This is a genomic window from Halomonas sp. CSM-2 (assembly GCF_002119345.1).
Classification (GTDB): Bacteria; Pseudomonadota; Gammaproteobacteria; order Pseudomonadales; family Halomonadaceae; genus Vreelandella; species Vreelandella janggokensis.
The window spans coordinates 52,267-66,523 of sequence record NZ_NBYR01000019.1 but is presented as its reverse complement, the minus strand read 5'-3'; the positions used below and the strand labels follow the sequence as shown (position 1 = coordinate 66,523).

Annotated in this window: 13 protein-coding genes; 4 read left to right on the top strand and 9 right to left on the bottom strand. The window is 58.4% G+C overall.

What is annotated here, in order from left to right:
- From B7L15_RS15920 to B7L15_RS15910, 3 genes are read left to right on the top strand one after another with little or no spacing between them, the layout of a single operon-like run.
- Positions 1-1,266, top strand: coding sequence for an aminotransferase class V-fold PLP-dependent enzyme (locus B7L15_RS15920; protein WP_085919915.1), 1,266 nt, complete (start codon positions 1-3; stop codon positions 1,264-1,266).
- An 8-nt stretch (positions 1,267-1,274) separates the two neighbouring features.
- Positions 1,275-1,844: a putative Fe-S cluster assembly protein SufT gene (gene sufT, locus B7L15_RS15915; RefSeq protein WP_066317380.1), complete on the top strand. Its 570-nt coding sequence runs from the start codon at positions 1,275-1,277 to the stop codon at positions 1,842-1,844.
- A gap of 19 nt (positions 1,845-1,863) precedes the next feature.
- Positions 1,864-2,544 (top strand): SanA/YdcF family protein, encoded by a 681-nt coding sequence (locus B7L15_RS15910; protein ID WP_085919914.1) that lies wholly within the window; start codon positions 1,864-1,866, stop codon positions 2,542-2,544.
- Here the strand turns inward: B7L15_RS15910 and B7L15_RS15905 are convergent.
- The 4 genes from B7L15_RS15905 to B7L15_RS15890 form a co-directional block, all read right to left on the bottom strand.
- Positions 2,541-2,987, bottom strand: a complete 447-nt coding sequence (locus B7L15_RS15905) for a hypothetical protein (protein WP_066317376.1) — start codon at positions 2,985-2,987, stop codon at positions 2,541-2,543. The genes B7L15_RS15910 and B7L15_RS15905 overlap by 4 nt on opposite strands.
- A gap of 88 nt (positions 2,988-3,075) precedes the next feature.
- A complete protein-coding gene (rimK, locus tag B7L15_RS15900; RefSeq protein WP_085919913.1) occupies positions 3,076-3,984 on the bottom strand; it encodes a 30S ribosomal protein S6--L-glutamate ligase in 909 nt (302 codons plus the stop codon).
- A 73-nt stretch (positions 3,985-4,057) separates the two neighbouring features.
- A complete protein-coding gene (locus B7L15_RS15895) occupies positions 4,058-4,498 on the bottom strand; it encodes an ATP-dependent zinc protease family protein (protein WP_085919912.1) in 441 nt (146 codons plus the stop codon).
- A gap of 88 nt (positions 4,499-4,586) precedes the next feature.
- Positions 4,587-5,621, bottom strand: coding sequence for a DUF3549 family protein (locus tag B7L15_RS15890; protein ID WP_085919911.1), 1,035 nt, complete (start codon positions 5,619-5,621; stop codon positions 4,587-4,589).
- Between the two features lie 284 nt (positions 5,622-5,905).
- On the opposite strand from B7L15_RS15890, the gene B7L15_RS15885 reads away from it, so the two are divergent.
- Positions 5,906-6,238, top strand: coding sequence for a YqcC family protein (locus B7L15_RS15885; protein WP_085919939.1), 333 nt, complete (start codon positions 5,906-5,908; stop codon positions 6,236-6,238).
- A 73-nt stretch (positions 6,239-6,311) separates the two neighbouring features.
- On the opposite strand, the gene B7L15_RS15880 is transcribed toward B7L15_RS15885, so the two are convergent.
- From B7L15_RS15880 to B7L15_RS15860, 5 genes are all read right to left on the bottom strand, one after another.
- Positions 6,312-6,938, bottom strand: coding sequence for an OmpW/AlkL family protein (locus B7L15_RS15880; protein WP_085919910.1), 627 nt, complete (start codon positions 6,936-6,938; stop codon positions 6,312-6,314).
- A 352-nt stretch (positions 6,939-7,290) separates the two neighbouring features.
- A complete protein-coding gene (gene putA, locus B7L15_RS15875) occupies positions 7,291-10,956 on the bottom strand; it encodes a bifunctional proline dehydrogenase/L-glutamate gamma-semialdehyde dehydrogenase PutA (protein WP_085919909.1) in 3,666 nt (1,221 codons plus the stop codon).
- A gap of 149 nt (positions 10,957-11,105) precedes the next feature.
- Positions 11,106-12,596, bottom strand: a complete 1,491-nt coding sequence (putP, locus tag B7L15_RS15870; protein ID WP_085919908.1) for a sodium/proline symporter PutP — start codon at positions 12,594-12,596, stop codon at positions 11,106-11,108.
- A 431-nt stretch (positions 12,597-13,027) separates the two neighbouring features.
- Positions 13,028-13,852 (bottom strand): AraC family transcriptional regulator, encoded by an 825-nt coding sequence (locus B7L15_RS15865; protein ID WP_085919907.1) that lies wholly within the window; start codon positions 13,850-13,852, stop codon positions 13,028-13,030.
- Positions 13,853-13,875: 23 nt separating this feature from the next.
- A complete protein-coding gene (locus B7L15_RS15860) occupies positions 13,876-14,235 on the bottom strand; it encodes a hypothetical protein (RefSeq protein WP_085919906.1) in 360 nt (119 codons plus the stop codon).
- Positions 14,236-14,257: the final 22 nt, after the last annotated feature.

Here is a 14,257-nt window from a genome sequence, read left to right as displayed (position 1 = left end):
ATGCCCCATACCGTGATTGAGACGCCCTTGGAGCAAGACAGCGCTCGCTATGACGTGGCCGCGCTGCGCCGGGAATTCCCGGTGCTTAGCCGCGAAGTTAACGGCAAGCCGCTGATCTACCTGGACAATGCGGCGACCAGCCAGACGCCGCAGCCAGTGATAGACGTATTCAGCGATTACTACTCGCGCTATAACGCCAACATTCACCGTGGTCTGCACACCCTGGCCGATGAGGCCACCGCGGCGTTTGAGGGTACGCGTCAGCGGGTGAAAGGGTTTCTCAATGCGGAAGACGCGCGTCAGATTATCTTTACCCGGGGCACCACCGAGGCGATTAACCTGGTGGCGCAAAGCTGGGGGCGCACCCAACTGCATCCTGGCGATGAGGTATTGATCTCGATGCTGGAGCACCATTCCAACATCGTGCCCTGGCAACTGCTGGCAGCCGAGCGCGGGTTTACCATCAAGGTCATTCCCGTGGACGCAAATGGCGCGCTGGATATGGACGCCTATCGGGAACTGTTGAGCGAGCGTACCAAGCTGGTCGCAGTCAATCACGTGTCCAATGCGTTAGGTACGATCAATCCCGTTAAAGAGATGACGTCGCTGGCGCATCAGTTTGGCGCCTTGACCCTTGTTGATGGCGCCCAGGCCGCGCCGCATCAACGGGTTGACGTGCAGGACATCGATGCCGATTTCTATGCCTTCTCGGGGCATAAGGTCTACGGGCCTACCGGCGTTGGTGTGCTGTATGGCAAAAAAGCGCTGCTGGAAGCAATGCCTCCCTGGCAGGGTGGCGGTGAGATGATCGACACCGTTTCCTTTGACGCGGGCACTACCTTTGCTGCTATTCCGCACAAGTTCGAGGCGGGTACACCGGCAATTGCCGAAGTCATTGCCTTGGGTCGCGCCCTTGAGTGGATGGAAGGTGTCGGGGTCGAGGCGATCAGTGCCTGGGAAGGCGTATTGCTTGATCACGCCACCCAGGCGGTCAGCCAGGTGGAGGGGCTACGTATCCTGGGTACCGCACCGAACAAGGCAGGCGTGCTATCCTTCGTGGTTGACGGGGTACATGCCCAGGATATTGGCCTGTTGATCGACCAGTTGGGCGTGGCGATCCGTACGGGGCATCACTGTGCTCAACCGCTCCTGCATCACTTTGGGGTAGAAGCAACGTGTCGGGCCTCATTTGCTGCGTATAATACCCTTGAAGAGGTAGAAACCTTTGTAGCGGCGCTCAACCGCGTTATCGGAATGGTGCGCTAAGGGAGCTTATGGATATCGAGCAAGTAGCCAGTTTGCAGCGTGGGCAAAGCTTACCGCTTCAGCGCGATGTGGAAGCGATCGCGATACCGTTTGGCAGCACCGAGCAGTTGCCGGAAGATAGCGTCGTAAGCGTCATGCAAGCCAAGGGCAGTACGGTGAGTGTCGGCTTTGAGGGGCGGTTGTTCTTGATTGAAGGCAGCAACCTGGATGCGTTGGGGCTTCCTCCATTGCCGCGACCAACGCTGCACGAAGATGCCACGGAAGACGAAATCGAGCAGTTCGTCTGGGATCAACTGCGGACATGCTTTGACCCTGAGATACCTGTCAATATCGTCGACCTGGGGCTGGTTTACGGCTGCCGGATCGAGCGACTGATCAGCGGTGAACGGATGGTGACCATTCGTATGACGCTTACCGCCCCTGGTTGTGGCATGGGCGATGTGATTGCTGCCGACGCGCGTAACAAGATCCTTGGCGCGCCGCAGATCAGCAAGGTGCATACCGAGATTGTCTTCAGCCCGCCCTGGAGCCGTGACATGATGAGCGAAGAGGCGAAGCTTGAGCTGGGTATGTTTTAACGGCGGGACGGCGCGCTAAATGCGTATACCGCTGATCAGATGGATATCGCGTATGTTAATGTCGCTGGGAGCCTTGCTGCTTCTGGCGACATTGCTATTTGTAGGTGCCAATCTATGGATTCTGGGGCGAACAAGCGCTTATATCCATGAGCAACTTCCCCAGTGTGTACCCACCGAGGTAGGGATCGTCTTTGGTACCTCGAACTGGACACGCAGCGGCATGCGCAATCCTCATTTCCATGCGCGAATGCGCACCGCCGCCCGGTTGGTTGACCATCAAAAAGTACAGCATCTGCTGCTGTCGGGCGATAATCGTACTCAGGCCTATAATGAACCCCGCGCCATGTGGCGAGACTTGACGCGCCGAGGCGTAGCCCCTGAGCAGCTGACAATGGACTTTGCCGGTTTCAGTACCTACGACACCCTGGCAAGAGCCCGCGACGTTTTTCAGCTGGACCAGGCGGTATTGATTACCCAGGACTGGCACTTGCCCAGGGCGATCTTCATCGCCCAGGCATTGGGCATGGAGGTAACTGGCTGTGTCGCTGAAGAGCGCGATGGAGCGGGTGGCTGGCACGTGCTGATGCGCGAGTGGGCAGCCAGGGTGGCCACGCTCGGTGATTTGTATATCTGGGGGCGCGAGCCTTACTTTCTAGGCCCGCCGGAGCCTATTCAAACCTTACCCGAGCGCACGGATTAGCGGCTTGTTTTGCGTTTTTGCAGCTCGTATAGCTCGCGGATCAGCTGACGACAGCCCTTCATGCAATCTTCGATAACCGGCTCGATAGGGGCGGGTAGCGGATGAGTGAAGAGCGTTGACAACGCCTGCATCAAGACGCGCTCCTGCTCCAGCAGCTCGTTGATCAGCACTTGACTGTCGTTGCCGACAAAACTTTTCAGACGGCTCCAGAGCCATAGAAAGTCGTCGCGCTCAACGTCAGCGTCCCGGGGCAGCATCTTCAGATGCGTCCGTGCCAGGTCCTGCAACTGGTGCATGGATTCTAGGCGTGCAGCGTAATGCGGCTTCAATGCTTCGCGCAGGGAAGGTCGCAGGCGTTCTATATTGTCCTGGAAATAATCAATGCTATCGGCCAGCGCTTCCAATGCGCTGTCCATCGCCACTTGGCGATTGTCGAGAAACATGAGCGTCTACCTCCTTCGGTGACGCAGATTGTGGCGGGGGTGCGCTAGATTTGCCACCCCCTTGACGAATTATTTTTGCGCAGACCGGTTAACCTTTCGGCTTGGGTGGTGCTTTACGCGCCGGCATGGCATTTTTTTCGATGTGTTCAATAATCATGCTGGCGATGTCTTTGCCCGTGGCACTTTCGATGCCATGCAAACCGGGGGAGGAGTTCACCTCCATGATCACCGGGCCATGATTGGAACGCAGCAAATCGACACCCGCAACCCGCAGCCCCATGGCCTTGGCCGCACGGATGGCGGTGGAGCGCTCTTCAGGCGTAATCCGGATGACGCTGGCGGTGCCGCCGCGGTGAAGGTTCGAACGGAATTCACCGTCGGCCGCCTGACGCTTCATGGAGGCCACGACTTTATCACCGATCACGAAACAGCGAATATCGGCACCGCGTGCTTCCTTGATGTACTCCTGCACCATAATGTTGGCTTTCATGCCCATAAAGGCCTGAATAACCGACTCCGCCGCCTGATTGGTTTCAGCCAATACCACGCCAATGCCCTGGGTGCCCTCCAGCAGCTTAATGACCAGCGGGGCACTCTTTACCATGGTGATCAGGTCGGGAATGTCATCCGGCGAGTGGGCAAAGCCGGTAATGGGAAGCCCCAACCCTTTGCGTGACAGCAATTGAAGCGAGCGCAGCTTATCCCTTGAACGCGTAATCGAGACGTTATCGTTGATAACGTAAGTACCCATCATTTCGAACTGACGGAGCACCGCGCAGCCATAAAAGGTGACGGATGAACCAATCCGCGGGATGACCGCGTCGAAAGGCTCGATTTCCTGCCCCTTATAGTGAATCGACGGGTGGTGTGAGGCAATGCTCATATAGCAGCGCAGGGTGTCAACCACTCGCGCCGTGTGTCCACGACCTTCAGCCGCTTCCACCAGGCGGCGCGTGGAGTAGAGGTTGCGATTACGGGAAAGCAAAGCGATGTGCATGCGAAACTCCAAGCCTAGTCGAAGGGGCGTAGTGAAAGAGGAAGTGGAAAACTAGCGTGGAATGTTAACAAACTTAGGGTTCGCCGTGTAAAAACGCAGCGCCCGGTGCCACCAGCAAACGGCGCATCGCACGGCGTCCCAATAGCATGGGGTGTCGCATATTGCTACGGTCCGCCAGGCTTAGCTCAACCGGAAAGTTAAGATCGCCCAGGCGCATTGGGGTGCGGATCACATACCGCCATTCAGTGTGTCCGTTCGAGCTGGTCACCCGTCGGCGATCATGTAAATGCACTTTCAACCGGTGAGCCGGTGTTTCAGGCCCGCCACTATGGGTAATAAAACTGACCCATAGCTGACCATCTTCGTCTTCATGGGTCTCGATCTCCTCGGCGTGTAGCGCAGAGGTACGTGCACCCGTGTCTGCTTTGCAGCACAGATGAAGTGCCAGATCCGGCAAATAGACCATTTCACGACGGCCAATAACCGCTTTGGCCTGGTAAGGGAGTTCTTTCAAAACCACTCCTTAGGAAGCCGATGATTAACAACATTGCGCTTTACTTTCATCGGGCGTTCCTCAGCATCATCAGTAATCAACCCTGGGATTATCCGCTATTGTCCGTCAGTTCAACCACGCGGGCGTGGATCCTTGAGCCTTCCGGTGCATCACGCAGCGCCATCAGTAACGGCAGGCGTAGCCGGGGAATCAGCGCCAAGTCTTTTACCATCGCAATAAAATCGGTGCGTTCGTCATCAGCCAGACGCGACAGGAAAAGCGGTAGACGTTCGCCGTCTTCCAAATGTGACCAGCCCCTTCCTGCCATCGCTGCCAGTACGTCGGGCCCACTGGTGGTCTCGTCGCGGAGCAACTGAGCATACCAATGGCCTACTTCGTCAGTCTCCGTGGCTCCGACGGCGCGCACACAGGCACACAGCATTTCCAGATCACCTGCAATGATGGCTTTTTCACCCCGTTGGCGCAATGCGGCGACCAAGCTGCCGGGCAGAGGCTCATGCTCCAGGCAAAGGCAAAATGCCTGAGCAACCTCTGTGGGTAAATGGGCGAACTGGGTGGCTAACCGTTCCGCCGTCTCTTCATCGAGGCGGACTACCACGTCGGCGACACCCTGTAACCCCAACTGTTGCCAATCTAGCGCCTGTGGGTCACGGAGGTAAGCGTCGACGGGGTCAAAATGCTGGCTTGCAGGCAAGTCAAACGCATGGGTTGCCCTGGCATTAAGCATCGCCTGAAAAGGGGCGCTCGGGGTAAAGGCGAGCGGGTTGTCCTTCATCAGGTTGTCAGCTTCTGAGCCACGCGTCTGGTCTAGTTGTGAGACGTTGCGGCCCAGGGTTTCAAGTAGCCGATTCAGAAACGCATCGCGCTGGGCGGGCACCAGATAGCCTTCCTCGTCCAGCGGCAGAGCCAGAAACCAGATCGCCGGTTCGGGCATATCACCCAGACGAAACACGATGGCCACGCGAGCCTGACCTTGCCAGGGTGCAGGCCATGGGCTCTGGGCATTTTCAAGCTGGCGTAGTGCATCCATAGGGCACGGGGTAACGCACCGTCCCATATGATAAAGCGATACACTGGCGCCGCTGCGCTGAAAAAACTCGTCTAGGGTGCGAATTGGTTGCATAACGTCCTTTCCCATTGCAAGCCTGCACTCTACCTTGCGGATAGCAGCCTGTCAGCCGTAGGCATTGATAATATCACGCCTTTTTTACTGTCTGGTTAAAAATTAAACAGTCATCGCCAACCCGCATGGGGAACGCGGATGCGATACCTTTCCATAGCTTATCCACAGTCTCTTGCAGGTTTTCTGTGAATCTGTGAATAACGAAGATCTCGGTGGATGAGTGGCAACTCAGCCATAGAGTTGGGATAATGCCCTTTAAATATCTGATTCAACATAGGTGGTTTATGGGCGCACATCGCGAGCTTCATACCGCGCTTCTTGATCTTGAAGCGACGCTAAAGGCCGCTGACCTATGGCGTATGCCAATCCCTGAGACAGCGGCTTTTTCCAGCCAGCAGCCGTTCTGTGTCGATACAATGTCGCTGCTCCAGTGGCTGCGCTTTGTATTTATCGCGCGCCTGGAGTCGCTGGTTGAAGCTGGTGGGCCGATGCCGGCCAAATGTGAGGTGGCACCCGCCGTGGCGGCCTATTTGCAGCAGGAGCAGACACCCGCCCATCATCAACTGCTCGTTGTGCGGGCTGTGGAGAGAGTGGATAAGGTCGTCACTGAAAACTGAAGGCCGATGTAACAACAAAGCCCGCCGCAAGGCAGGCTTTGTGGATAACGCCTGAGAGTTATTGGCTGTCAGCCTAGAAACGATAGCTGAGGCCACCCATGACCACGACAGGGTCGATCTCAACGGTACCTGCCGCTGCACCGTTAATGCTGGCATCGGTATCAATGTCGATGTACCAAGCCGCAGCGTTCAGCGCCCAGTGGTCATCAATCAGCAGGTCGACGCCTACCTGGCCTGCCGCGCCCCAGGAGTCATCCAGATCTAAATCACCAGTCGTCAGCTCTTCATCGGAGAAGTGGGTGTAGTTAACACCTGCACCCACATAAGGCTGTACCCGGGACTGCGTGCCGCCCAGCAGGTAATACTGGAGCGTCAGGGTTGGCGGTAAATGCTTGGTGGAGGCGATATTACCACCGTTCAGGTGGATATCGTGCTCGAACGGCAGCGCCGCCAGGAGCTCCACGCCAACGTTATCGAGAAAGCGGTAGCCCAGGGTGAACGCAAACTCGGTTTCATCCTGTACATCCACGGCCAACGCACCGTTGGCCAGTGAGCCGTTGTCGCTTTTAGGGGCGACTTTGGCAACACCAACGCGGGTAAAGACATCACCCGCGCCGTAAGCGAAAGCCTGGCTGCTGGTTATCAGCGCCGCAGCGGCAACGGTGGATACAAGTAGGGTAGGCAGGACGGCTTTACGCATGGGGGCACTCCTGATGTTAAAACAGACAGTTTCAAACGACTCGTTGCAACGCTGGACGGCTATTCGCTAGCCGTTTAACGATGTGACCAGTGTAACGAGATCCAGTGAGCGGATTATTGATCCAGGGCAAGGGTTGTTAGGCAGGTATTATCAAAGAGGAGAGGTATGTGGAGTGGCCTGATTCAGGGGCGGGCCACCGGTCAATTGGATAATCCAGAAAAACGCTATTGCCAATAAAAAAGCCACTCACGAGGAGTGGCTAACGATTGATTGCTGAGACAGTCTGGAAGGAGGAGGGCGCCGCATAAAACCGCTGCCCCCCCCTCCAGGGCACTAACCACTCAATACCGGTCTATTCGGCGGTGGCCAGCAGGCTGGCGTTGCCACCGGCTGCAGTGGTGTCAATGCACAGATGGCGTTCGACCACGTAGCGATCCGGCGAGATGGTTTGGGTCTCGAGCGGTATGATGGCGCCATCGCGCTTGGCCAGGGCTGTGCGCAGTTCACGGGTCCAGTCGCTGTCGCCAGCGGCGGCGACCGCCGCGATACCTTTGATGTCACTCAACGTCTCGGCCGAGACGCTTCCATCAAACCCGGCGACGGGCACCCCGGCATCGATCAGCGGTTTCACCGCCTGTTCGGCGCCTGGCGCGACCAAGACGGCCGCACAGCCAGTACCGAGGGCCTGTGCGGCTTGGGCGATGGCAATATCCAGGGTTGGCCCGAGGCACAGAACCGCTCCCTTCGGGTACATCGCCAAGCGGTTACTTTCACCCGTTGGCCCCGGCAGCGTCTGCGGCGTCATGTCCAACGCAGCCGTCTCGTTGAGCGCCTTGCGTATCACGCCGCCTTTGCCGGATAGCGCCTTGCGTAGCACTTCGATCCGGTTGGGTCGCACCGCCCAGTTGCGCGCATCCAGTCCATCAAGCGCGGATTGGAGATCACCCTGTGAGACCGCTTTTCCTTCTGGTGCATTCCTGTGCTCGGCCTCCGCGGTGCGGCGGAAGCGTGTCACGTAGAGCGGGCCACCGGCCTTGGGGCCGGTGCCTGATAGCCCCTCGCCGCCGAACGGCTGGGAACCGACGATAGCACCGATCTGGTTACGGTTGACGTAGACGTTGCCGACATGGATGCGCTCGACGATCTGCTGCACGCGGTCATCGATACGAGTATGCAGGCCGAAGGTCAGCCCGAAGCCCTTGCCGTTGATGTCATCGACCACCTTGTCGATATCCCGCGCCTTGAAGGTGGCCACGTGCAACACCGGGCCAAAGATTTCACGCTCGAGATCCTCGATGCCGCCAACATCGATCACCGCCGGGGTAACGAAGGTGCCGGTCTCCGGCGCTGAAAGTTTCTTCAGCACCTTGCCGTTCTTCTCGTTCGTCGCTACATAATCGCTGATTTCCTGTTGGGCATCGGCGTCAATCACCGGCGACACGTCAGTATCGGTATTCCAGGGGTCGCCGATGGTCAGCGCGTCCATGGCACCGTAGAGCATGTTGAGCAACCGGTCCCGGGCCTCTTCCTGGACATACAGCATGCGCAGCGCGGAGCAGCGCTGACCGGCCGACTGGAAGGAGGAAATCAGGATGTCGCGTACTGCCTGCTCGGTGAGCGCCGTGGAATCGACGATCATGGAGTTGAGCCCGCCGGTTTCGGCGATCAGCACGGCATCAGGCCCGGCGTTCTCGGCCAGCGCCTTGTGGATGATCTGCGCCACCGGGGTCGAGCCGGTAAAGCAGACACCGGCAATTCGCGGATCGCTGGTCAGCGGTCCACCTACCGTCGGGCCATCGCCCGGGAGTAGCTGCAGCGCCGCTTCAGGCAAACCGGCTTCGCGCATCAACTCGACGGCACGGGCCGCAATCAGGGGCGTCTGCTCGGCGGGCTTGGCGAGCACTGCGTTACCGGCCACCAGGGCGGCCGCGATCTGCCCGGTGGTGATGGCCAGGGGGAAGTTCCACGGGCTGATGCAGACGAAGATACCGCGGGCGCTGCCGGGCTCTTCCGCTTCCAGCCGCTCGCCTTCGTTGGCGTAGTAGCGTAGGAAATCTACTGCCTCACGCACTTCGGCGATACCATCGAACATCATCTTGCCCGCTTCGCGGGTGGTGATCACGGTCAGTTCAGCGATGTGTTCTTCGTAGAGGTCGGCGGTGCGGCGCAGTACCGCGGCGCGCTCGGCCGCAGGGCGTGCCGACCACTCTTTGAAGCCTTGCTCGGCGGCGTCGAGGGCCGTGGCGACCTCTTCCGGGGTGGCTTCATGCACCTTACCGATTACCCGAGAGCCGTCGGCGGGGGAGACCGCATCACGTGCCGGGCCCTTGGGAGCCGGGTTGCCTGCCAGCATCGGGCCTGCAGTCCAGGTGGCGTCGGCAAAGGTTTCACGCGCATCGAGCAGCGGCAGGATCGAAGCCGGCTCGTTGATACGGTAGCCCTTGGAGTTCTTGCGATCAGGCTCGAACAGCTCGCCGGGCTGGCGGATCAGGGGGCTTGATACGTCATTGCCGAGCTGCTTAAACCCTTCAATGGGATCCTTCGAGACCTCGCTCGGGGGAATCGAACTATCCACTACCTGGTTAACGAACGAGGAGTTGGCGCCGTTCTCCAGCAGGCGGCGAACCAGATAGGCCAGCAGGTCGCGGTGGGCGCCGACCGGGGCGTAGATGCGACAGTGGGTGCCTTCCGACTCCTTGACGATGTGGTGCAGCGACTCGCCCATGCCGTGCAGGCGCTGAAACTCGTAGCTGTCCTTGTCATCGCCCGCCATCTCCACGACGGCAGCACAGGTGTGGGCATTGTGGGTCGCAAACTGCGGATAGATGCGGTCGCGCCGGTCGAGTAACATCTGGGCGCAGGCCATGTAGCTGACGTCGGTATTGACCTTGCGGGTGAAGACCGGGAAGGTTTTGACGCCCATTTCCTGGGAGAGCTTGATCTCGGTGTCCCAGTAAGCACCTTTTACCAGGCGTACCATGATTTTGCGATCGAAGCGCTCGGCGAGTTCGTAGAGCGTCTCGATCATCGGCGCTGCGCGGCGACCGTATGCCTGCACGACGACCCCGAAACCATCCCAGCCGTCCAGGCTGGGGTCGGCCATCAAGGCTTCGATCACGTCCAGGGACAGATCCAGCCGGTCTTGCTCTTCAGCGTCGATATTGAAACCGATATTGGCTTTGGCCGCTTGTTGCACCAACTCTTTAGCGCGGGGCAATAGCTCTGCCATCACCGTGTCACGGTGGGTGTATTCATAACGCGGGTGCAGCGCCGACAGCTTCACCGAAATGCCGGGGCTACCGCGGACATCACCCTTGGCCTGCTCGGCGATAGCAGAGATCGCCTTGGCATAAGCCTGGTGGTAGCGGACGGCATCTTCGTCGGTGCGCGCTGCTTCGCCCAGCATATCGTAGGAGTAGGTATAGCCTTGCTTTTCGAGCTCACGGGCATTCTTCATGCCTTCTTCGATGGTCTGACCAAGCACGAACTGGCGGCCAAGGATCTTCATCGACTGGCCAACTGCTTTACGCACGACCGGCTCGCCCATGCGCCGAACCAGACCGCGCAGTGCCCGTGTGGGCCCCTTGGGATCTTCTTCCAGTACCTTACCGGTCAGCAACAGTGCCCAGGTCGAGGCGTTGACCATCGAGGATGCTGACTTGCCCAGGTGGGCGCCCCAGTCGGACGGCTCGATCTTGTCGTGGATCAGGTCGTCGATGGTTTCCGCATCGGGCACGCGCAGCAGCGCTTCTGCCAGACACATCAAGCCGACGCCTTCGGTAGTCGAGAGCCCGTACTCGGCCAGGAACGCCTCCATCATCGAGGGCGACCTTTCCTTGCGCACACGCTCTACGTACTTGGCGCCAACGGCGGCGACTTGCTTGCGGTCATCCTCCGACAGCTTGATACGCTCGATAAGCGCGTGCAGTACATCTGCCTCATTGGCGTCGTAATTCTTGCGAATGCGCGAGCGCAGGTCACTCACGTCGCTATGCAGATGAGGATTGGCTTCGTTCATAGGGGTCTCTCCTTGCTAGCCGACACGTAACGTTATTGCGTCGGTTAGGGTTTAGTCGGTCTTTTGGCAGCAAACACAAAAGATCAAACCAACAGAGGGCTCCTGGGGGGAGCCCTCCTGATACGTTGAATGTATCCTGCGCGCTCTTGCTAGCGGGTAATGTGCTGATACTCGCCGGCATCGGCCGTGGCGCTGCTTACCACCAGGATGGCAAGGAAGGCCGCGATGAAGCCGGGAATGATCTCGTAAATGCCCGGGCCACCCATGAAGGAAGCGTTCCAGCCCAGGGCAATCCAGATCATTACGGTGAGGGCACCCACGACCATGCCAGCAATGGCGCCATTGCCGTTGGTGCGCGACCACATCAGCGACAGGATGATCAGCGGGCCGAAGGCGGCGCCGAAGCCTGCCCAGGCGTTACTGACCAACCCGAGTACCTGCGAGTCTGGGTCCGACGCAATCACGGCGGCTATCAAGCCCACCAGGACGACGCTCACACGGCCCACGTTCACGCACTCCTTGTCCGTGGCCTCTTTACGCAGGAAGAGGCGATAGAAGTCCTCGGTCAGCGAAGAAGACGCTACCAGTAGCTGGCTGGAAATGGTGCTCATGACCGCCGCCAGCAGCGCTGCATACAGGAAGCCGGTGATCAGCGGGTGGAACAGCAACTCCGCCAGGATAATGAAGATGGTTTCCGGGTCTTCGACATTCATGCCGTTGCGAACCGCATAGGCGCGACCAAAAATACCCAGCGACACCGCGCCGATCAGCGAGATGGCCATCCAGCTCATGCCGATGTTGCGGGCAATCGGCACATCCTTGAGCGTGCGGATTGCCATGAAGCGCACGATGATGTGTGGCTGGCCGAAGTACCCAAGCCCCCAGGTCACCGCAGACAGCCAGCCGATAAAGGTCAAGCCTTCCGTCCACGACAGCAGCGTGGGATCGACTTCATTGAGGGTCTGTGATGCCTGACCGAAGCCGCCGCCGCCTTCGCCAAAGAGCACCACCGCCGGCATGATCACCAGGGCCAGCATCATGATGCAGCCTTGGACGAAATCGGTCATGCTCACCGCCAGAAAACCACCGACCACGGTGTAAACCAGCACGACGCCGAGGGTGATCAGCACGCCCGCACCATAGTCGCTCATGCCGCCAATGTTCACGACCCCCGCAAAGGCGCTTTCGAACAGCTTGCCGCCGGCCACCAGGCCCGATGCGGTGTAGACCGCAAAGAAGATGACGATCACGATGGCAGACACCGTGCGCAGGGAAAGCGACCGTGTCGGGAAGCGGTTTGCCAGGAAAGCCGGAATGGTGATCGCATTGCCATAGTGAACCGTCTGTTCACGCAGGCGCGGAGCGACCAGGATCCAGTTGAACAATGCCCCCACCAGCAAGCCAATACCGATCCAGGCCGATCCCAGGCCAGAAGCGAACATCGCCCCGGGCAAACCCAGCAGCAACCAACCGCTCATGTCCGACGCGCCAGCTGACAAGGCGGCCACTTTGGGGCTGAGGTTACGGCCACCCAGCATGTAGTCTTCCGAGGAAGAGGTAGCCTTGCGCATGGCATAAATGCCAATGGCAATCATGAGCGCAAAGTAGGCAATGAGACTAATCCAAACACCAATAGCCATGTAACTTCTCCAGTTCGTCAGGACGGCGTTAATTCCGCCCAGTTTGTGCGGTTACCGGGAAGTGCCCGGTAGTGATCCGCATTATTTTTATTAACCCTGTTTTCTACTCACACCACGAGGCCCAACGAGCGCCCGCTAGAACTAGAAAGAGTGTCAGAAGGGTTGATCGCACGGTTGTCAGCAACGACCCCAGTATTATTTTCGACCATAAGAGAGTTCCCTGTTCATGAGTTTTGGTTTGTCGATGATGAGCTGCTCACCCATCGCCCGGCGCCGAAAGCGGCGCATTTCCGCCCAGTGAAGCGGTAATATTGGTAACAGGACGTAAAGCCTGAGCTAACGCTCGAATGTAGAGCGGTGTGGCTATCGGTGTATGCCATTTCCGCGGGAAAATGTGTCAAATTCGAGGTAAGTCGATCACTTATAAGACGTTAGTTGAGTTTGGCAGGCTCTGCCAGCGGATTAAATGGACGGCTAGTCAACGGGCTGGAGAGTCTGCGGGATTGACGAAGCTGGCGGGGAGAAAGGCCATAGCTGCGGCGAAACGCATGCGATAGTGCACTCTGGTTGGCAAAGCCGGTTTGCAGCGCAATATCGGTCAACGACAAGTGGCTCTGTACCACAAGCTGATGCGCAGCATGCAGTCGCTGGCGCTTTACGTATTGCCACGGAGAGAGGCCTGTCTGTTGACGAAAACGTTCTGAAAAATGTGCCTCGCTCAGGCATACCAGTTTCGCCAGGTCGGCAACACGCAGATTGTCGGCCATATGCTGCTGAATAAAACGGTCAAGGTGGCGAATATCGAGGCGCGAGGGTGGTTCAGGGGCATTGCCCAGTCGCCCCTTGAGAGCACCTAGAAAGGTGGCAGCCAGTCGGTCATGTTGAAAGGGCGGCAGGCCAGGGGAGTCGGTCTGGCCAAGCTCGCATTCCATGAAGGCCAGGTAGTGGCGCAGTGAGGCATCCAGGGCAAAAAAACGTGGCGCATCGAACAAGGCGACAAGCTCGCGCTGCTCACCGGTAAGCGCCGGTGCATCTTCTGGCAGGTCCAGTATCAACTGTCGGTTATAGCCGCTGCCCGAGTAGTAATGCTCATGATTTGCGGGCACGATGCAACCCGAAAACGCATTGACACGCCCGCCCAGCCCCTCGATTTCAAACTCCGATGCACCGCACAGAGTAATAACGATCTGGTGAAAATCATGAGCGTGGTGACGCGTAGCGCTTTCCAGAGGAATTCGACGAATGGTGCTGGGCATAGGAGTCTCCGCCGCCACCTGAGTTAATGTGCATGGAGTTCTGTGTGAGCCGCCAAATGATCGCGCAGGGCTTTCAGCTCTGCCTGACCCTCTTCATTAAGCAGGGGCTTTCCCTGAGCCAGTTGCCAGCGCCTGCCATGTTGATCCATCAAGTGGGATGCCCGTCTCCGCACGCCCTCTAAATATTCGTTATGCCGGATGGGGTAGCCGATCAGGGCGTTCCATTCCGTTTCGCTCACCTGGCTGGCCAACGCTTTGTCAAAAAGCGCCAGCAGATCTTTCGGTTCAGTGCGGTAGCGTGGCGTGCGCGAGGTCAGCAAAACGGCCAGGACACTGCCAATCACCAGAAAACACACCCCAAATACCAAAAGATAAAGTGCCATGCAGTACTCCCTTGGGGATTGA